Genomic DNA, 20,477 nt, shown 5'->3' on the forward strand with positions numbered 1-20,477 from the left:
CTTCGTCATCTCGCCGTTCGGCACAGGCCGTTACGGTCGCGGCCTTAATATAGCCTTCCCACGGGGTTTTCCCCATGGGGCACGGAATAACAGTAATGCCGCTTCTTCGAAACAGCCGGACGCCCGTCCGCCGCCTCCCCGATCAAGGTCGCGTCAGGGGCGCGTTATCCGTGTTCAAAATCACACCGGCTTGGTCTACCGTTCCGCCATGCGATTGTTCTCCCATACCGACCGCCCGGTTCATCTGGGCCGATACCCGATGGAACGCCTGCCGCGCATGCCTGCGGGAAGCGCGCCTTTTTCTTCCGTTCCCACGCAGGTCCCGGCCGGCCCGGGGGGCGACGCGACCCTGCCGCACGTCTTTGCGCCTTATATCGCCCTGTATAAGGAGACCAGGGACGGTCCAGCAGCCCCGTCGACGGCCCCCATTCCGGAAGAAGCTCGAATCCGGACGGACAACCTGAAGGCCGGTTGCTACTTCCTCGACGCGGCCGGGGCCGGCACCTGCCGCATTCCCGCTGCCGCACGCCTGCCCGGCCTGCCTGAGGAACATGACCACGCATTGGTGATCCTGGTCGAACACGGACCCATGCCCGACCCGAACGAAGACGCCTTTCCCTGGCTTGAAGGGTCGGCCGATGCCGTTGCCGATCTGCGCGCTGCGGAAATCGCCGTCTGCATGGCCGGGTATCTGCGCAATATGGGATACGACGCGCGGGCGCATTTTGCCTTCCCCGACTGTGCGGACGTCGATATCGCGGCACTCGCGCTGCAATGCGGGCTGACCGAGAGTTCGGACGGAAAATCCGTCCATCCCTATATCGGAACCGGATTCCGGCTGGCCGCTGTCACCACGGATTTCCGGGTAACGGACGAGCCGCCGCTGGCGCGGCGGAGCGTAGCCGAGTCCTTCCTGTCAAAAGGTCCCGCCTGGTGGCTGGGGCTCGGCGGGTCGGCGGGCCGCTTCGACCGGCCCGCCAGCCGCGCGCTGCATCTCGGCCCCTATCCGATGGAAAAGATCAAACGCGTCGACCGACCGACGACCATGGTGGATGAAGCCAAAATTAAACGGGTTGCGAAACGGGCGGAGTTTTTCCAACGCGCCCTGATGGGCGACCTTGGCGACAAGGCGCAGAGGGAACGCAATCGCTTCGCCGTGAAGAACCCCTATGCCTTTGCCATGGTCCCGCTGATCCGCGGCATGGTGCCGTTCCAGCATGGCGAGACCGCCGCGCCCCCCGCCCCCGGGACGGCCGAGGCCGAACGCAATGCCCGCGCGGTCAAAGGGCTGGCCTATCATCTGGGCGCGGACATGGTCGGGATCTGCGAGGCCAAGGACTATGCCTGGTACACGCATGACGCGGCGGGCAAAGAGGTGCCGATCCGCCACAAATATGCCGTCGTGATGCTGATCGATCAGGGCTTCGAGACCATGGAAGGATCGAGCGGCGACGACTGGATTTCCGGCGCCCAATCCATGCGGTCCTACATGCGGGGCGCACAGATTGCCGGCGTCATGGCCGCGCATCTGCGCCGGCTTGGCCATGACGCCAGGTCTCAGACCAATGCGGATTCGGAAGTGCTGCACATTCCGCTGATCCTCTGGGCCGGATTGGGAGAGATGAGCCGGATCGGCGAATTGGTGCTCAACCCCTTCGTCGGCCCGCGATTCAAATCGGTGGTGCTGACGACCGATATGCCCCTGGAAATCGACAAGCCGGTCGACTTCGGCTTGCTGGACTTCTGCGAAAAATGCACGAAATGCGCCCGCGAATGTCCGTGTTCCGCAATCCCCTTGGGTCCGCGCATCGAATACAATGGCTATGAGATATGGAAGCCGGATGTCGAACGCTGCACCCGCTATCGCGTTACCAATCCGAAGGGGTCGGCCTGCGGCCGCTGCATGAAGACCTGCCCCTACAATACCGAGGGGCTGCTGACGCATCGTGCCTTCCTATGGGCCGCGATCAACATCCCCGCCAGCCGCAAGGCGATCGCGGAATGGGATGACAAGCTCGGCAACGGGTCGATCAACAGGACGAAGAAATGGTGGTTCGACCTGGAACAGATCGACGGCGCCGCCGTCGCGCCCCGCGCTGGCGCAAATGAGCGGCAACTGGATCTGGGCGCCAATACCGACCCCGCGGGTCAGAAGATCGCGCTCTATCCGCCGGCAGAACATCCGCCGGGCGACATGCTAGACCCTCGCCCGATCGACCGGAAACAGGCGCTGGAGAGAGGCGCCGCCGCAAAGACTTTCGGACCGGGCAGCGGAAAGCCTCACTAGGATGCGCCGGTTAGCGATAGCGCTCAGCGTCTTCATCCTGCTGCTGGCAGGGATTGCCGGTCTGGCATGGATCAACCGGATTCCGCTGGCGGAATGGGCCATCGATACCTACCAGCCGGAAACGCTGCTCGGTCCAATCTCGGTTCGGATCAGCGATATCTCGCTCTCCACCGTTTCGGTTTCCGAGATCCGCGCGCGCTATCGCGGACCGGTGACGATCCAGGACGTCACCATCGACTTCGCTATCGGCAAGGGACCGCGGATTATCCTACCCGCGATCAGGATAGGATCCCTGAACGCCGCGCTATCCTTTGCCGATTGGTTCGATCTTCTGGACACCATCGCGCCCGACGGATCCGATGATGGGCAGGATGGCCTGCCTACGGTGCCTGTTACGGTCGGTCAGATTACGGTGGAAACGATCGATTTCTACGTGGAGACGCCGAAAGGCTATGCCTTGTTGAACGGCCGGTTGGCAGCAAACGGCCCGATCGACTTGTCCGAACCCTCCGCCGTGCAGCGCCTGCTGCAAGGATTGCAGGGAGATTTGCTGCTGAGCGCCGGAGCGGCCGGATTTCCTGTCGAGAGCGGCGCGATGGGCGGTGGCTCCCTGGTCGTCAACGCCATCTTCGCCGCTGGCAGTGCAACACTGGAAGCAATCACGCCGGTTCGCCTGAACCTTGAGGTTTCCGAGCCTCTGCCGGGTCTGCCCGATCTACCGGTGGGTGTTTACCGCGCGGATATCGGCTCCGACGCATTGCCGTTCAAGCTGACCTTGGGATACGAAACAGCCCCCGTCCCTGCGCTGAAGAAGATCCAAGTGGCGCCCTTTCCCTTTGCACTCGATACGCCTTTCGGCACCGCCGAAGCGGAAGCGACCACAACGCCGACGACCGTGACCGAAGCGCAAACCGACCCGACGGCCTTGCCGCTGGTCCTGAAAGGCCGGCTGGACTTGAAACAAGTCCCCCTGCCCGCCGGAATCAAGGCGGATATCACCGGTCGGTTTGAGGTCGACAAAGGCGCCAGGACCAGCATCGCGCTCAAACAAGGGTTTGCCGTATCAGCGGATATGTCGGCCTCGCCCCTGTTGTCCGATGTTCCGCCGGACGCCCTGGCCGTCCTCGGCAAGGTCGCGTCGTTCAGAACCGACAGCAAAATGGCGATAGACATCGCCGCCGGCAATGAGGGAAGAACGATCACCGGAGATGGCGCATTCTCGGTGCGCAGCGGCGACGTGACACTTACCGTTCCAGACGGTTTCGATTTGGAAATGACGCCGCGGCAAGACATGGAAATCGCCGCGAAAACGGTCGATATCCTGATATCTCCCGGGAATGCGCCGATCGCAGGAAAGGCCGGTTTCGGCGAATTGGCGGCCAGGATCGGACCTGACGGTGCCGGCCGGGCACGGGCCGGCTATCGCCTCGACACCGACCTTTTGCAGTCCAAAGGCTTCCTCGCCCTGCAGTTCGCCGGGGACCGGTTGGGAATTGCGGTGACGGATGCCGCTATGAGCTTGCCAGGGACGGATATGTCGATCCCATCCTTCCAAGCGACCGCAACCTTGGCGGATGACGGTATCGACCTTGCCGCTACGGTCGAGGAGGTTCTGCTGGGAGAGTTGCGGGCCTTGAAGCGCCCTCTATCCCTTACCGGTACTGCGATCCCTGCGGGTTGGGGATACGACTTCAACGCCGTTGGATCGATCGACGACATCGTCGCCATTTCGGCAAAAGGCACCTATGCCGGCGGCGACGTCGTGATGACATTCGGATCGGGAGACATTCCTCTCGGCCCCGGCGGCGCCGATTTGAGTGAATTGACCGACCTGGTCGATCTGGGGCGCTCGGACCCCAATGGATCAATCCGCGTCGAGGGGGAACTGACCTATCAGCATGGCGGCATCAGCGGTTATGCGGATCTGCACATCGCGGAAATCGGGTCGGTCCTGGCCGATGACACGGAAATTTCCGTCCTCGGCACGGTGACGTTCGACCTTTCGAAACCGCCCGCGACCCTGGAGCCGGCGACCCTTACCGGATCTCTTTCCTCCGACATCCTGGGGACGATCCCCTTCAAGGAAACCTTCACCATACGCGAGACGGGCGAGATGGAGGTAACGTCGCTGGAAGCACAGTTCCTGGGCGGCACCATCACGATCCGGGAAGGCCTGGCCAGTGCGTCGGCCGGCTCGCTCACCGGCAGGGTCCATGCCGCCGCCATCGATATGAACGCACTTGCGGATTTGATGGCGATAGAGGGGCTGGAAGGCACGGGCCGGCTGACCGGGGATTTGAAATTCCATGTGACCGGGGACGCGATCATCATCGAGGCGGGTGAACTGCGTGCCGACAAACCCGGCATTCTGCGCTACCAGGGGGAAGCGCTGCGGGCGGCGGCGTCCGGCAATGAAAACCTCGCGCTTCTCGTCCAGGCCCTGGAAAATTTCCACTACGAGGTCCTGACACTCGGCATCGACATCCCTGAATTCGGCGAAGGCATCGTGACCCTGCATCTGGAAGGCAGCAACCCGGATGTACTGGAAGGCTACCCGTTCGACGTCACGATCAACCTGGAGAGTGAATACGGTCGGCTGATCAGGGAGTTTCTGGAACTGTATCAGGAAATGGACGTCATTCTTCAGGGCGCGGTCCGATAAGGCCCCTCCGCCTGTATGCCCCCGGGCGGCCTTCGCCATAATTTCGCCGCCTTTCCGTGATCTGGTGAACCGGTTAAGTTACGGACGAAGCGAATTGATGGACCTGCCAAGGACGCCGACATGACAGCCTTTCGGCTACTGATAATTGGGATCGCGGCCCCCCTGCTGATCGCGGGGTGCACGCCGACCGTGAAGGTCGAGGCACCGAAGGAACCGATCACCATTAATCTGAACGTGAAGCTGGACGCGGAAGTCCGTGTGAAACTGGAAGAGAAGGCACAGGAAGATGTTGCGAACAATCCGATCTTCTAACCCGGCGGCGGCTTTGGTTTCGGCATTACGCGTCCTTGCAATCGTCTGCGCGGTGATTTTCGCAGCCAGCCAACCGGCCCTGGCCGACCCGCTGGACGCACCGCGCGCCGCGGGCCTCGTCGGCGAGCGCTATGACGGTTACGCGCAGCTTCGTGATTCCAATGCCCCGGCGGATGTCGCCGCGCTGGTCAGGTCGATCAACCGGCAACGCAAGGACTATTACGACCAGATCGCCAAGAAAGAGAATGTGAGCCCGACCGAAGTCGGCAAGCTCTACGCCAACAAAATCTATCAGTCGGCGCCGCGCGGATACTGGTTCATGGACCAATCTGGCCAGTGGAAACGCAAATTCTAGGCAGCGCGTCGATGGTTTCCTGCTGAAACACAGCGGATAACTGCCGGGTGGGCCGGGCTCCTGTTCCGGGAATGGCCCTTGTCCCGCTTGGGTTCGCGCGTCATATCTAAAAGAAGCCTTGGCCATGCTCCCCATGGATATCATCCGTGGGGCGTATTGTTTCGCGTATTCCCGCATACGACGGCCGTCGTCAGGGACAAGCGCGTTCGGGCCGGGCGAGCCATGCGATCGGATTAAGAACAGCGGTGATAAGACGATGACCAATAGCCTGCCCAAGAACGTCGACGATACCATGACCCTTCTGGGCGAAGGCAATTATGTGGCCGATCGCAGTTTGGCCACCGCGCTATATCTATCGCTGGAATTGAAGCGCCCGCTGTTCCTGGAAGGCGAAGCCGGCGTGGGCAAGACCGAAATCGCCAAGGTCCTGAGCAATACGCTGGGCCGCGACCTGATCAGACTGCAGTGTTACGAAGGCCTGGATGTCTCCGCTGCAGTCTATGAATGGAACTATGCACGGCAGATGCTGGAAATCCGAATGGCTGAAGCCTCCGGCGGAACGGATCGGCAGACGCTGGAATCGGAACTCTTTTCCGAACGCTTTCTGACCAAACGCCCGATCCTGCGCGCGCTGGAACCGCATGCGGGCGGCGCGCCCGTCCTGCTGATCGACGAGTTGGACCGGACGGATGAACCATTCGAAGCCTTCCTGCTCGAAGTGCTCAGCGACTATCAGGTAACGGTCCCGGAAATGGGAACCGTGAAGGCGGAAACGCCGCCGCTGGTCATCATTACCTCGAACCGTACGCGCGAGATTCATGACGCCATCAAGCGTCGCTGTTTCTACTACTGGGTCGATTATCCGGATGCTGAGCGCGAATTCGAGATCCTTAAGGTCAAGGCACCGACGGCGCCCGAGGATCTGTCGCGTCAGATCGTCGCCTTCGTCCAAAAGATCCGCAGTCTGGACCTTTTCAAACTGCCGGGCGTTGCTGAAACGATCGACTGGGCTCATGCGCTGACCCAGCTGGACCGGTTGACGCTGGATCCGCAGACGATCAACGACACGCTGGGCACGCTGCTGAAGTATCAGGACGATATCGCCAAGATACAGGGGTCCGAAGCGGCCCGTATTCTGGACGAGGTGAAGTCGGAAATGAGCCAGAAGGAAAACGCATGACCGCGCCGTCCGGTGAGAACCGTCTGGACGAAAGCGACCTGGAAGGGGTGGAGCAGCTTGTTGCCCCGAACTTCTTCCTGGGCGAGGCGGATGGCGGGCGCCTGGCCGACAACATCATGCATTTCGCGCGCGTCCTTCGTAAGGCCGGCCTGCCGGTCGGCCCGGGCAAGGTGTTGGAGGCGGTCAAAGCCGTCTCCGCCGTCGGCGTCGCATCTCGGAAGGATTTCTACTGGACCCTGCACGCGGTCTTCGTGAACCGCCGCGATCAGCGGGAAGTCTTCGACCAGGCCTTTCATTTTTTCTGGCGCAATCCCAACCTGCTGGAAAAAATGATGGGCATGCTGCTGCCGACCACGAAAATGGACGAGGCTGCCCCGCCGAAGGACGAGATGTCCCGGCGCGTCGCCGATGCCCTGGCCGGGGACAAACCCGGCGACGAAGAGGACGAGGCCGGCGAACCGGACGAAGAACAGATCGAAGTGGACGCCACGCTCACTTTCTCCCGCGAGGAGGTGCTGAGCGAAAAGGACTTCGAAAAGATGTCCTCGGCCGAATTGGCCGAAGCGCGCACGGCGATCCAGAAACTGACCCTGCCGATCCGCCAGGTCCCGAACCGCCGGTTCCAGCCGCATCCCTTGGGCCGACGCGTCGACATGCGCGCCACCTTGCGGGAAGCGGCCCGCTTCGGCGGCGACCTGGCCAATCTGAAGCGACGCAAGCGCACGCGCCGCCCCCCGCCCCTGGTCGTCCTTTGCGACATTTCCGGATCGATGGACCGCTATGCGCGCATGCTGCTGCACTTCATGCATGCGCTGACCAATGACCGCGACCGGGTCCACACTTTTCTGTTCGGCACCCGTCTGACCAACATCACGCGTTACCTGCGCTACAAGGACCCCGACGCCGCCGTCGATACGATTTCCGAAGCGGTCGAAGACTGGTCCGGCGGCACCCGCATCGGCCATGCACTGCACGATTTCAACGTCAATTGGTCGCGGCGCGTCCTGGGCCAAGGGGCGGTCGTCATCCTGATCACCGACGGGCTGGATCGGGAGGGCGCGGAAGGCGTCGCTGAGGAAATGGACCGTCTACACAAGTCCTGCCGGCGATTGATATGGCTGAATCCGCTTCTTAGGTATGACGCCTATTCGCCCCGGGCCGCGGGCGCGCGCGCGATGATGCCGCATGTCGACGAATTTCGCGCTGTGCATAATTTGAGCAGCCTCGGCGAATTGGCGGAAGCGCTCGGCAAGGACGCCTCCTTGAGCCGCCGGGAGATGGCGCGGTGGCGCGCCGCGGCCGCCTGATCGGGACGGCAAGGCAGCGGGATCGGGAAGGAAACGGACATGACGACGGAAACACTTCAGGACACGGCCCAGGACGACGTTCTGGCGCAGGCGGAAACCTGGCTCAACGCCGGCGACAAGGTGGCCCTTGCAACCGTGGTGCGGACCTGGGGATCGTCGCCCCGTCCGATCGGCAGCCAGTTGGCGATCAACGCGGATGGGCGCTTCGCAGGGTCTGTTTCCGGCGGATGCATCGAGGGCGCGGTTATCACCGAAGCCCTGGAGACAATGGAAGACGGCAAGCCGCGGAGGCTTGAATTCGGGGTCTCCGACGCGATGGCCTGGGAAGTGGGCCTGGCTTGCGGCGGCGAGATCGAGGTCTTCGTCGAAAAGCTGGATGCTTAACGGGTTGTACCGGACATGAAACGTATCGTTCTGAAGGAATTGCGCCAGGCGCGGGACAAACGCATTCCGTCGACTTTGGTGACCGATCTTTCCAGCGGCGCGCAGACGCTGATCGTCGACGACGACTTCTACGGCGATCCCTTGCCGGACGTGCCGGACCTTCCGCAGACCATCGACCAGGTCATGCTGCAGGACAAGGGCCGCACGATTGAGGCCGACGGGCGACGGATTTTCATCCAACCGTTCAACCCGCCGCAGCGTATGATGATCATCGGCGCGGTGCATATATCCCAGGCACTGGCGCCCATGGCGAAGATCGCCGGATACGACGTGACGGTGATCGACCCGCGCACCGCCTGGGCGACGGAGGAACGATTCCCCGGCGTGGTGTTGGATCAACGCTGGCCGGATGAAGCGATGGAAGAAACCCCGCCCGATCGGGGCACGGCGGTCGTCACGCTGACGCACGACCCGAAGATCGACGACCCCGCCCTGGAAGTCGCCCTGCGCAGCGATGCCTTCTATATCGGCGCCCTGGGCGGCAAGAAGACCAATGCCAAACGGGAGGAACGGTTGAAGGAAGCCGGCCTGACCGAAGAACAGATCGCGCGCCTGCACGCGCCGGTCGGCCTCGACCTCGGCGCGGTGTCCCCGGCGGAAATCGCGGTCGCGACGCTCGCCCAGGCGACGCTTGCCCTGCGCGGACCGCGCCGAAAGGACTGACGGAAAACGGCCATGCGGTTCGGTGACACCCCGATCGAGGACGCCTTGGGATGCATCCTGGTGCATTCGACGCGGGCGGGATCCAAACGCCTGAAGAAGGGCCGAGTCCTGACCGCACCGGATCTCGATGCCCTTCGTGACGCGGGGATCCCATCGGTTATCGCTGTAAGACTCGAACCGGATGACGTGCATGAGGATCAGGCCGCTAAACGGATTGCCGAAGCCGCGTCCGGCCCTGGTCTATCGATCAGCGCGCCGTTCACCGGCCGCGTCAACCTGATCGCCGACGCCCACGGCGTGGCGCAGGTCGATGTCCAGGCCGTGGATGCGTTGAACCTTGTGGATGAGGCGATCACCATCGCAACGGTGCCGCCCTACAGCGTGGTGCAGCCCGGGCAGATGGTCGCCACCATCAAGATCATCCCTTTCGCCGCACCTGAAAGCCTTGTCGCCCGCTGTGAGGACATTGCCCGCCGGGCGCGCACGATGATTTCAGCCGCGCCCTTCCGTGCCAAACGCACAGCCTTCATCCAGACGCAGTTGAAGGACACCAAGGAGAGCGTGCTCGACAAGACGACCCGCGTGATGACGGCTCGGCTCGATAAAGTCGGCGCGTCCCTGGCCGCGGAAACCCGTGTCCCGCATGATGTGGACGCTGTCGCCGCGGCAATATCGGATTTGAACACGCGAGAGTCGCCGGACCTGGTTTTCATCGCCGGCGCATCCGCTATTACGGACCGCCGCGACGTCATTCCCGCCGCCATCGAGCAGGCGGGCGGCACGGTCGACCACTTCGGCATGCCGGTCGATCCCGGCAATTTGCTGCTGTTCGGGACATTGGACGGCATTCCCGTCATCGGCATGCCCGGCTGTGCGCGGTCTCCCAAACTGAACGGTTTCGACTGGGTCTTGGAAAGGCTGGCGGCGGATATCCCCGTCACCCGCACCGATATCATGAAAATGGGTGCCGGCGGTTTGTTGAAGGAGATCGAAACCAGACCACAGCCGCGTTCCGGTCCCGATACGGCGCCAGCGGGCGTCCCGCGCGCACCCCGGATCGCCGCAATCCTGCTGGCGGCCGGGCGCTCGACGCGCATGGGCGCGCAAAACAAGCTTTTGGCTGATGTCGATGGCGCCCCCATGGTCCGACGGGTGGCCGAGCATCTCGCCGCGTCGAAGGTTACCGGTATTACCGTCGTCCTGGGACATGAAGCGGATCGGGTTCAGGCGGCACTGCAGGATCTGGACGTCTCCTTCGTGGAAAACCCGGACTTCGCCATGGGTCTATCGACATCCGTCAAGGCGGGCGTCACCGCGCTGCCGGAGGACGGCGATGGGTTCATCGTCTGTCTGGGCGACATGCCGACGGTGCGGACGGCCGATATCGATCGGTTGATCGCCGCCTTCAACCCGGTGGAGGGACGCGCGATCTGCATCCCGGTCCATCACGGGAAACGCGGCAACCCGGTTTTGTTCGCCAGCCGTTTTGCCGGCGAGATGGCCCAACTGGAAGGCGATACCGGCGCCCGCCGTCTGATCGGCGCGCATGAGGACGAGGTCTGCGAGGTCGAGACGGAAAGCGGCGTCCTGCTGGATATCGATACGCCCGAAGCCCTATCGCGCTTTACTGACGGCTGATTGCCTGTTCCGACAGGAAATCGAGAACCATCTTCCCCATGCCGTAATCATAAAGATTGGTGTGGTGGGCCTCGTCCACCAGGATGAGCCGTTTGGGTTCGACCGCGGCGTCGAACAGGCGCTCGGCGAAATGGACTGGAATCACCTGGTCCTGTTTTCCATGCACGATCAGCAGCGGGGCATTGATGTCGCGGATCACCGCCGTCGTTTCGTAGCGGTCCTTCAACAGGTATCGCACCGGCACATACCAGTAGATCGAAGCCGCCACATCGACGATCGACGAATACGGCGCTTCCAGGACGACGGCCCTGTACCGACCCGCCGTCGCCAGCCGGCTGACGATCCCGGTTCCCAGCGATTCTCCATAAAGGACGATACGGTCGTCGGAAATGCCCTGTGCGCGGAGATAGGCAAGCGCGGTCCTGCCATCCTCCAGCAACCCTTCCTCGCTCGCCGCCCCGCCGGTGCCGGCATTGTAACGATAGGTCACCAGTAGAACGCCGAAACCGGCATCCAGATAGGGACGGACCTTGTCCGCCCGGTCGCCGAGATGTCCGGCATTGCCGTGCAGATATAGTAGGACCGGCGCATCGGGCGTCGACGGCGGCCTCCACCAGGCAAGCAAAGGGAATCCATCGGATGTCGGGAGACGTTCCGCGGTCATTTCAGGCACGCCGAAGGACTGCGGCGTCGCGACGGTCGGGTCGGGATGATACAGCAAGTTGCGCTGGAAAGCGTAGAGCGCGCCCACCAGCACCAGATATCCCGCCAACAGAATTCCAAGAAAATAGAGCATGTGCCTGATTAGCGCGGCGCGATGCATTTCGAAAGCGGGGAAACGCTGATTTTTTGATCCGGATTCAGGTCTTTCACCGGGATTGATATTGAACGCGTCCCTTATACCGAGTCTAATCGTCGGATGATCGCCTTCAATCGACGGTCCGTCCTGAAAACCGCCTTTGGCGGGATCGGCGCCCTCTGCGGCGCGGCCCTGTTTCCTCGCCGGTCCGAGGCGCTTCAGGTTCTGGACCTGCAATTGATCCTGGCCATCGATTGTTCCTACAGCGTCGACGCACGTGAATACAATCTGCAGGTCGGGGCGATCGGCGATGCCTTTCGACAGGAAGAAATCAGGCGCGCCATCGGCGAGGGCCCAACCGGATCCATCGCCATCTCCCTGCTGCAATGGTCCAGTGAATACAGCCAGGTCATGGCGCTGCCCTGGACCCGTGTGACGGAACAAAACGCACCGGCCGTGGGCGAGCAGATTGCCGCCCTGCCCCGGCTGACCGCCGACGGCGCCACTTCCATGGCGGCCGCCGTCTACGCATCGATCGATCATTTCAACGCGTCCGAGTTTCAATCAACGCGCCGTACAATTGATATTTCCGCCGATGGGCGGAACAACAACGGCCCCTACATGCCCCAGGCCAGAGACACGGCAACGGCGAACGGCATCACGATCAACGGGTTGGCGATCCTGTTGGAAGATCCGACACTGGATTACTACTTCAAACACAATGTCGTCGGCGGGCCGGGATCCTTCGTCGAGAAGGCAACAGACTACGAGGATTTCCGACGCGCCATCCGCCGGAAACTGTTGCGCGAAATTCAATATGTCCCGGTCGCATCCCTGGGGAATCCGATTGGAACCCGCTTCCGCTGACGAAATTTCATGCCCCGTCCTTCGTTTTTTACTTGGCCGAGTGGCTTCCAATACTTGAAGGCGGCAGCCCCAAAATTTGTTGAAGTCGGACCGTCTTTTTGCTTTTGTTGGCCCTGCATGCGGTCCGTTGCCGCAGGGCATGCACAGCCGGTCCGCGCATCATCGGGCGGGCAAGCCGGTTTGGCGAAAGGGTAGAGCATTAGATGACCGATCTGTCCCGTGAGGAGCTTCGCGCTCATTTATCGGCCGTGGAAGCGCAGGTTCGCGCCGCCCTTCGGATCATCGCCGCCGAGTCCAAATCCGTGCAGCAGGCACATGGCGCGCTGCGCGCCGACCTTTCGGCCGCCCTGATCCGGTTGCAGTCGGAGATGAACGAAGGACAAAGCGAGATTCAGACCAAGCTGGACCGAAGTCTGGCCGAAATCGACGCCCTTCACCGGAACAGGAAACTGACGACTGCCATCCTGACCGTCCTCGTTCTGGTTTTCGGGATCACGGTCGGCATCCTCGCCGGCGGCAGCTGGTTCTTCCTGCAGCAATCTTCCGGCAATGCCTCCGCCATGGTTGCGCCGACCACGTCATCGCCGAATGGCGGCGACAGCGATCAGGGCTTCATCGTCAACTCCCAGTAAAGTTATCCGCGGTCGCGAGCCTTCGGCACGCAGTCTCGATCTACGGTTTGGACGGGGCGCAATAGACGCCGCGTTGCTTGAACGCCGCGCATAGTTTCTTCGCGTCGTCCTCGCTGCCGAGCGGGCCGGCATAGAGTCGATGAAACACGCCTTTCGTCCCCAAATCGACGCGTTTGACGGTCGGCGACATCGTCGACAACAGGGTCGAAAAACGGCCCTTCAGATTGGCCCATCCGCTATCGGCATTCTTGGCATTCTTGTATGACGCCAAATGCACCAGATAGCTGCCACCGGCCGGGACAGCGGCGACCTGTGCCGCCGGTTTACCGGGCGCTGCAGCGGCTTTGTTCGATGTTTCCTGCTTGGCGGCGACCACGGTTTCCTCGGCCGACAGGCTCATCGGTCCAGGCGCCTGCGCGCCGCCGTTTTTTAGATCGGCCATGGCGTCGGAAACCTGCACCGGCAGCGGCTGCACACCGGCATAGGGTTCGTTCGGCGGCGGCGCGGCTTCAGAATCCGTTTGATTGAAACCCGGTTGATAATCTTCGCCGCCGGAGGAAACGATCCTGGTTCCGTCCTGCAGATAGGCGACCCGTTCATAGGATACAAGGTCGCGGCGGATTACCCCGCTGCCCTTTGTATTCGCCGCGTCCAGCCGAACGTAGTTTCCGACGCGTGGAGAGTAGTAGAAGGTCACCTCGTCCGGGCGTTGGCGTCCGCATGGGATCTCATAGGCGTTATAGGACCCGCCCGGCCCGGTGACCTGCGATTCCGCGGCTATTTCGCAAACCCACTGGAACTCCCAGGCATAGGGCGGCTTGTCGGTACTGACCGTGGATTTGAAGGTCATTCTGCGCCCGACCCGCAGCGGGAACAGTTCCCCGCTGACATCGCTGATCAGGCGCCTTCCGCTGCCGCGGCTTTCGCTGCTCCAGGCAAGTGCCGGCATCAGCGGATTATGGCTGGTCGTCTGGGTTTCACCGCTGTCGGCCACCCAATCGACTTCCTCGCCCCGAACCTCAACAACCCGCCAGGTGACGGCCGGGTTGTCGTATCGGAACCAGTCGCCGACCTGAAAACGGGGCGAGGCTTGCGCCAACAACCGCTCTTCCGGCGTGAATCCGACAGACTTGTCCGATGTCGACGCCGCATCGAACAGGCCATCGCCGATGCCGTTCAAACCGGTTTGGGAGCAGCCGACCAGCATGAGCAACGCAGCAGCAATCGCTGCCGGGCGGGCCGGATACGCCATTCGAGGGACCGTTCGGCCCGAATTTTCGGCTGCCAGTACTTTCATGTGCATGGAGTAACCGTAAGCGAGTCGCGGTTTTTCGCCAGTCAAAATCGCTAAAATACTGCAGTCACTGAAGTAACCGGCTACGCATTCTCCAAATTCGCCAGTAATTTTAACAAGACGAGGCGGAAAAGTGCCGCTACACTGCCGTCATGGTCGACGCGACTTTAGAACGGCGGGATGCATCGGACGGCACCGGCAACGGTGGCGTGTTCACGCGTCTGCGCGGCCTGTTCGGCAGCGGATCAAAAAAGAAGAAAAAGAAATCCCGCGGCCCCTGGTGGAAATTGAGCAGGGTTACCTTGCTCGGCCTCGCCGTCCTCGCGGCAACGGTTTCCCTGCGCGTCATCGACCCCGACGTGGTCGAAGCCCTGCGCCTGAAGACCTTTGACGCCTTCAACCGGATACAACCGCGTACCCCCGCAGATCCCAGCCCGGTCGTCATCGTCGATATCGACGAGCGCAGTCTGGCGGAACTCGGCCAATGGCCGTGGCCGCGGACCCTGGTCGGCGACTTGATCGCCGCGACGCGCGATTACGGCATGGCCGTCATCGGATTTGACGCCGTCTTCCGCGAAGTCGACAAGACAAGTCCGTCCGCCTTGGTGAAAACCATGCGCGGCGCCGATACGAACCTGCTTTCCGAACTCGGCAAACTGCCGTCCAACGAAGCGTATATGGCAGAAATCATGCGCACCATGCGGACTGTCGTAGGACAGGCCGGCACGCGCAACGAACCACTGTCGACGCCGCCGGATGTGGCCATGCAGACATCGGTCAAAGCTTTCCTGAAGGACAAGACCGCACGTCACTTCCAACCGCAGCAGGACGGCCAGACCATTTCCGACGAAGCCTTCGCCAGAAGCTTCATGCTGAACTTCTCCGAGCTGATCTCCAATGTACCGGAAGTCGAAGCCGCGGCCTCGGGTCGGGCCTTCTTCTCGGTCGACGAGGAGTTCGACGGGGTCGTGCGGCGCGTTCCGGTCATGAAGATCATCCAGGGCGCCGTGAAACCGACTTTGGCGCTGGAGATGCTGCGCGTCGGGCTCAACGGCAATTCGATCCTGTCCCGCGTCGATCCGGGCGGCATCAAGGATGTCGTCCTGCAGGTAAAGGGTACGCCCGGCTTCGCCATTCCCACCGACGAAAAAGGCCGTGTGTGGGTCTATTTCGCGGAGGAAGACAAGTTCAACACCGAGGACAATTCCGGGCGCCTCTATGTTTCCGCGACCGATGTGATCAACAAGCGTGTCCCGCCGGAGCGCATGGCCGGCAGGCTCGCCCTGGTCGGCACCTCCGCGGTCGGCCTTCTCGATATTCGGTCCACCCCCATCAGCCCGCGTCTGCCGGGGGTCGAGGTCCATGCGAACCTGATCGAAACCATCATGCAGGGCACCGTGCTGAAGCATCCGGTGCAGATGCATATCATTGAAATCCTGGTCTTCGCGATTGCCGGATTGATCCTGATCGTCAGCGTGCCGCGTTTGGGGCCGTTCGTTTCCCTGGCCTTCGTGGCCGTCGTGTGCGGCGGTCTGGTCTACGCCAGTTGGCATTTGTTCTCACAGGAACTGACGTTCCTGGATCCGGCCTATCCGAGCGCGGCGACGATATTGCTCTATGCGGTCCTCGCCTTCTCCAACTATGCGCGCGACGCACAGGAGAAGAAACAGGTTCGCGGCGCCTTCGCCCAATACCTTTCGCCCGATCTGGTCGAACAACTGGCGGAAAACCCCGATCAGCTGACGCTGGGCGGTGAAACCAAGAAGATGACGATGCTGTTCTGCGACGTCCGCGGCTTCACCTCGATCTCGGAACTGTACAAAACCGATCCGCAGGGCCTGACCGTCCTGATCAACCGACTGCTGACGCCCCTGACCGACGCCATCCTGAAAAAGGGCGGCACGATCGACAAATACATGGGCGACTGCATCATGGCGTTCTGGAACGCGCCGCTGGACGTCCCGGAACAGGAAAAGGATTCCTGCGCTTCCGCCCTCGACATGTATGACGCGCTGGACGCGCTGAACGAAATCCGCAAACAGGAAGCCGAAGAAAGCGGTATGAAATACCTGCCGCTGAACATCGGGATCGGAATCAATACCGGCGACGTGGTCGTCGGCAATATGGGGTCCGAGCAACGCTTCGACTATTCCGTCCTGGGCGATGCCGTGAACCTGGCCGCGCGGCTGGAAGGCCAGTCCAAGAGCTATGGCGTCAAGACGGTCATCGGCGACACGACCAACGACTATGCGAAGAATGACTTCGCGACCCTGGAACTCGACCTGATCGCCGTGAAGGGGAAATCCGAAGCGGTCCGCATCTTCACCCTGCTGGGCCGCAAGGACATGCTGGAGAGCGAGGAGTTCAAGACGCTGCGCCAGCATCACGAAGGCTTCCTGAAAGCCTATCGGGCACAGGAATGGGAGCACGCGGAAGAGATCGCGGAAACCTGCAAGGGCATGCTCGACGGATTGATGGACGAGTTTTATTCCATCTATCGCGGCCGGATTGATGAATTCCGCGAAAACCCGCCCCCGGCGGATTGGGACGGCGTCTACGTCGCAACCACCAAGTAACGGGACGGACCTTCGCGGTCAGTGTCCGGCGACGCCCTTCTCGGCATGTGCCCAAGGTTCGCCTGAGAAGACCCGGCGCACCATCGGCTCGAAGAATTCCAGCGGCGGTGTATCGAAATTCGGATCGAAAGCCGCCGCATCCCAATCATCGCAGAACCGGCAGGCCTTTTCGAATGCGGGATGCTCGCGATGCCGTTCGCGCAGGTCCGGGTCGCGGCCGATTTTCGCGAAGTAGTGACGCCCCACGAAATCGTTGTGGTTCCGAACGATCCAATAATTATCAGCGCTGACCCAGGGACGCAGAATTTCCGCGGCAAAGGCACCATGGTTGTCGGGCGCGATATTGTCGCCGATATCATGCAACAGCGCGCAGACCACGGTTTCTTCGTCGGCCCCATCGCGCAACGCGAAGGCTGCCGATTGCATTGAATGCTCGAGGCGATCGACCGGAAAACCCAGCCGTTCCCCCGAGAGCAACTTCAACATCATCAGAACATGGTCGGCGATACCGTTCCGCAGGCCATGGTAATGGTCGAAAATTTCCGCCATGTCTTGGGTCGTCGCTTCCGACAAGTGGCGAAAGGCCGGCCGTTGATAGGCGTTCGACATCTTGGCAATCTCCCCTGACTCTTTAACTCTTGAACTCTGGTCTTGGTTTTCTCGATATATCGTGGTCCAGAGTAGGGGCTGCGTTTTACACTTGGCAAGGAAGGTCGTTTTGTCGGCGGAATTCGAACATATCACGGTCTCCTATCCATCCGAACATGTCCTGCTGGTCACCCTGAACCGGCCTGAAATCGCGAATGCCTTCAACACCCGGATGGCCGAGGAACTGCTCGACGTCTGGACCGGCATCGCCGCCGCCCCCGAAACGCGCTGCGTCGTGCTGACCGGGGCGGGCAACCGCGCCTTTTGCGCGGGCGCGGATTTGAAAGAACGAAACGGCATGTCGCCGGAGGACTGGCACAAGCAGCATGACCTGTTCGAGCGCATGGCCTATGCGCTGATGGACTGCCCCAATCCGGTAATCGCCGCGGTCAACGGCGCGGCCTATGCCGGCGGCTTCGAACTCGTCCTGGCTTCAGATTTTGCCTATGGCGCTCCTTCCTCCCGGTTTGCGCTGACGGAAGTTACGCTTGGCCTGATTCCGGGGATTGGCGGCACCCAGAATCTGCCCCGCGCGATCGGCCTGCGCCGGGCGAAGGAAGTCCTGTTATCGGGCCGTCCGTTCAGTTCCGACCAGGCGCTAGATTGGGGTGTGTTGAACAGGATCTGCGACCGGGAGACATTGCTGCCGGATGCACTGGCGACCGCGCGCCAGATCGCCGGCAACGCGCCGCTGGCGGTGCGTCAGGCAATGGCCGCGATGGATGGCGGCATCGATCAGCCGCTGGCTGAGGCCCGCCGGTTCGAAATTGATTGCTATAATACGCTGATCGACACCGAGGACCGCCGCGAAGGCATCGCCGCCTTCAACGAAAAACGGAAACCCGATTTCAAGGGTCGCTGACCGCGGCGTGTGCCGCGTCACGAAGGGCAGCGTCGGTCAATTTCCCCATCCAACTGATCCGCTCACGCAGGACTTCCCGGCAGGCGGCATCGAAGGCCGGGCGTTCTTCACTCCGCAAACGCCTGAAATGCGCAAAGGCATAGTGCAGCATCAATGACATCGTGCCGCCATAACAGGCGCTCGCCGCCTTGTACTTCCCCTGACCTTGAAGAACGAGTCCGTGAAACCTCTCGATCACCGCGTCCAGGCCGGTCTGCTCGTTCAGGACGGACAAGGCTTCGGTCCGCCAATCCGTCAATTCAGCCGCATAGGCGGACAGAACCGTCTCCCGCTCGTGCGGTTGCAGAACCGCGCTGATCGAAGGCAAGGCATCGATCAAGCCGCTGATTACACCGGCCGGGTTTCCATCCGTTGAACCGAATTCAAGGTCCTGCGGCGGGCAGGGCGCCGTGCCTTCGATACGGGCGCCGTCGCTGCAATTGTGAACACTGATCCCTGGATGAGCGGCGGCGAAGGTGCTGAAGAAGGATTTGTTGAACAGGAATGTCTTGTTGGTAAAAACCGTCTCCCGGAAATTGCCGGACACGGGAATATCGAAGCGATCCATATTGGCGCCGGACCGCCAATAATCCCCGTCTTTCCCGGCGCGCTCCCACGCATAGTATGAGGCGTCGGAGTGATGTTTGTCCTTCTCCGCCGCCCCCATATCCACACCGAACAGGTAGACCCGCCGCGCACCGGCCCATACGGCGGCGCGCATGGCGAGGTTGGTCACCGTCGGGCCGGCATGGTTCCAGGGTCCGACCGCGCGTCCGAACAGCAGGGTCGGCGTCAGTCCCTCCCTGAAGAACGCCGCCACCTGCCTGAAATGGGGTGGAATACGCGGGTCCACCGTCACCGGGCAAAGCAGAGGTATGTCGCGAATGTCGTAACGGTCCGCGACGCCGGTGATAACCGTATGGATGTCCTCTACATTCTCGACCTCGCAATGCAGGTCCGGTGTCAGTCCATGCGCCAGCAGCGCGCTCAAGGCCGTTCCACCGCTGATCAACAAGGCTTGGTCCCGCAAGCGGCGGATATGATCGATCGACTTGTCGAGCGACGGGCCGCTGCCGACAATCATCGCTGGGAGGCTTTGAGGCACCGCATCCCGCGGCGGCGCGATCTTCACCCCCGCCTGCCCCATGACACCGGCCGCATTGCGCAGCATCAGGCACTCGTCCTCGACGAACCCATGGGAACTGCCCAGGGTCGGCAGCATGGCGGAAAATTGCCGATGCGCCTCGTCGAGGACGGGGCTGGCGTAGTGACGCAGACCGTAGGACCCATCCATGGTCAGGGCACAATGGCGACGCAACCCCTCGAAGACTCGGGCGGCCAAAACAATCGGACTGGTATCGAGATAGAGATGCAGGCGCCCGCCCTTGGCCTCCAGCCCCGCGATGACCTCCGCCCAATCGGTGACCCGCAGGCTGAGCGAAACGAATTCCGGGAACTGCTCCGCCAGGAAGAGATCCCGCACGGCAATCGACTTCAACAGCAGAGGAATATGCAAACCCAGGCCGACCCCGAAACTGACCAAGGCGCCGGCGTCGACCCCCGGGCCCCCGCCTTCAGGATCGGGAAGAGGACCGAAACGGTCGATCAGTGCTTCGTAGAACGGTTTTTCGCCCTTAACCCAGTCGGAATCGAGTGCCGGCGGATTGACGTAAAGCCGGCTGGGTTTAGCCAGGAACCGGGCGACCTGACCCGCTGCAAAGGCCGCGGCGCCATCGGCGTATAAACGCGTATGGCCGAGGTCGATATTGATATCACCGCCGTTTTCCTCCGCGACCAGGGCTGGAAACTCCACCGGGCGGTCTATCTTCTTCATGGTCTCCGGCGGCAAATGCCGGCCCAGAGCCTCGATATTCCTGTGATATAGTTCGACAGACATCAGTGGAGACGGCGG

17 protein-coding genes are annotated in these 20,477 nt (G+C 61.8%); 13 read left to right on the plus strand and 4 right to left on the minus strand.

Going from position 1 to position 20,477, the window contains the following annotated elements:
- Window positions 1–208: 208 nt before the first annotated feature.
- From ACQK2G_RS16450 to ACQK2G_RS16490, 9 genes are all read left to right on the plus strand, one after another.
- On the plus strand, window positions 209–2,287 hold the full coding sequence (locus ACQK2G_RS16450) for a 4Fe-4S dicluster domain-containing protein (RefSeq protein ID WP_425406122.1): 2,079 nt from the start codon (window positions 209–211) through the stop codon (window positions 2,285–2,287).
- A gap of 1 nt (window position 2,288) precedes the next feature.
- Entirely contained in the window at window positions 2,289–4,949 is a 2,661-nt protein-coding gene (locus tag ACQK2G_RS16455; protein ID WP_425406123.1) for an intermembrane phospholipid transport protein YdbH family protein, read from the plus strand.
- Window positions 4,950–5,069: 120 nt separating this feature from the next.
- Complete coding sequence (locus ACQK2G_RS16460; RefSeq protein ID WP_425406124.1) at window positions 5,070–5,261, plus strand: YnbE family lipoprotein; 192 nt, start codon at window positions 5,070–5,072, stop codon at window positions 5,259–5,261.
- Entirely contained in the window at window positions 5,236–5,616 is a 381-nt protein-coding gene (locus tag ACQK2G_RS16465; protein ID WP_425406125.1) for a YdbL family protein, read from the plus strand. The genes ACQK2G_RS16460 and ACQK2G_RS16465 overlap by 26 nt, the downstream gene beginning before the upstream one ends.
- Before the next feature lie 256 nt (window positions 5,617–5,872).
- A complete protein-coding gene (locus ACQK2G_RS16470) occupies window positions 5,873–6,796 on the plus strand; it encodes an AAA family ATPase (RefSeq protein WP_425406126.1) in 924 nt (307 codons plus the stop codon).
- Window positions 6,793–8,103 carry a vWA domain-containing protein gene (locus tag ACQK2G_RS16475; RefSeq protein WP_425406127.1) on the plus strand — a complete coding sequence of 437 codons (1,311 nt, stop codon included), beginning with the start codon at window positions 6,793–6,795 and terminating at the stop codon, window positions 8,101–8,103. Before ACQK2G_RS16470 ends, ACQK2G_RS16475 begins: the two co-directional genes overlap by 4 nt.
- Window positions 8,104–8,142: 39 nt before the next feature.
- Window positions 8,143–8,487: an XdhC family protein gene (locus tag ACQK2G_RS16480; protein ID WP_425406128.1), complete on the plus strand. Its 345-nt coding sequence runs from the start codon at window positions 8,143–8,145 to the stop codon at window positions 8,485–8,487.
- A 15-nt stretch (window positions 8,488–8,502) separates the two neighbouring features.
- The gene (locus tag ACQK2G_RS16485; RefSeq protein WP_425406129.1) at window positions 8,503–9,210 is read left to right on the plus strand and encodes an XdhC family protein; all 708 of its coding nucleotides are present in this window, start codon (window positions 8,503–8,505) and stop codon (window positions 9,208–9,210) included.
- 12 nt (window positions 9,211–9,222) lie between these two features.
- Window positions 9,223–10,848: an NTP transferase domain-containing protein gene (locus ACQK2G_RS16490; RefSeq protein WP_425406130.1), complete on the plus strand. Its 1,626-nt coding sequence runs from the start codon at window positions 9,223–9,225 to the stop codon at window positions 10,846–10,848.
- Here ACQK2G_RS16490 and ACQK2G_RS16495 read toward each other — a convergent pair.
- Entirely contained in the window at window positions 10,835–11,644 is an 810-nt protein-coding gene (locus ACQK2G_RS16495; protein ID WP_425406131.1) for an alpha/beta hydrolase, read from the minus strand. The genes ACQK2G_RS16490 and ACQK2G_RS16495 overlap by 14 nt on opposite strands.
- 123 nt (window positions 11,645–11,767) lie before the next feature.
- Between ACQK2G_RS16495 and ACQK2G_RS16500 the strand changes: the two genes are divergently transcribed.
- Both ACQK2G_RS16500 and ACQK2G_RS16505 read left to right on the plus strand, forming a co-directional pair.
- Window positions 11,768–12,514, plus strand: a complete 747-nt coding sequence (locus ACQK2G_RS16500; RefSeq protein ID WP_425406132.1) for a DUF1194 domain-containing protein — start codon at window positions 11,768–11,770, stop codon at window positions 12,512–12,514.
- Between the two features lie 203 nt (window positions 12,515–12,717).
- Window positions 12,718–13,146: a hypothetical protein gene (locus ACQK2G_RS16505; protein ID WP_425406133.1), complete on the plus strand. Its 429-nt coding sequence runs from the start codon at window positions 12,718–12,720 to the stop codon at window positions 13,144–13,146.
- Between the two features lie 40 nt (window positions 13,147–13,186).
- Here ACQK2G_RS16505 and ACQK2G_RS16510 read toward each other — a convergent pair whose 3' ends face one another.
- Window positions 13,187–14,398 (minus strand): SPOR domain-containing protein, encoded by a 1,212-nt coding sequence (locus ACQK2G_RS16510; protein ID WP_425406134.1) that lies wholly within the window; start codon window positions 14,396–14,398, stop codon window positions 13,187–13,189.
- Window positions 14,399–14,592: 194 nt separating this feature from the next.
- Here ACQK2G_RS16510 and ACQK2G_RS16515 point away from each other — a divergent pair, with 194 nt between their 5' ends.
- Window positions 14,593–17,016, plus strand: a complete 2,424-nt coding sequence (locus ACQK2G_RS16515) for a CHASE2 domain-containing protein (protein ID WP_425406135.1) — start codon at window positions 14,593–14,595, stop codon at window positions 17,014–17,016.
- Window positions 17,017–17,034: 18 nt separating this feature from the next.
- On the opposite strand, the gene ACQK2G_RS16520 is transcribed toward ACQK2G_RS16515, so the two are convergent.
- Window positions 17,035–17,625, minus strand: a complete 591-nt coding sequence (locus tag ACQK2G_RS16520; RefSeq protein ID WP_425406136.1) for an HD domain-containing protein — start codon at window positions 17,623–17,625, stop codon at window positions 17,035–17,037.
- A 109-nt stretch (window positions 17,626–17,734) separates the two neighbouring features.
- Between ACQK2G_RS16520 and ACQK2G_RS16525 the strand changes: the two genes are divergently transcribed.
- Complete coding sequence (locus ACQK2G_RS16525) at window positions 17,735–18,526, plus strand: enoyl-CoA hydratase/isomerase family protein (RefSeq protein WP_425406137.1); 792 nt, start codon at window positions 17,735–17,737, stop codon at window positions 18,524–18,526.
- Here ACQK2G_RS16525 and ACQK2G_RS16530 read toward each other — a convergent pair.
- Window positions 18,513–20,462: a 6-hydroxymethylpterin diphosphokinase MptE-like protein gene (locus ACQK2G_RS16530; RefSeq protein WP_425406138.1), complete on the minus strand. Its 1,950-nt coding sequence runs from the start codon at window positions 20,460–20,462 to the stop codon at window positions 18,513–18,515. The genes ACQK2G_RS16525 and ACQK2G_RS16530 overlap by 14 nt on opposite strands.
- Window positions 20,463–20,477: the final 15 nt, after the last annotated feature.

Source organism: Hwanghaeella sp., assembly GCF_965227365.1.
Lineage (GTDB): Bacteria > Pseudomonadota > Alphaproteobacteria > UBA8366 > Aestuariispiraceae > Hwanghaeella.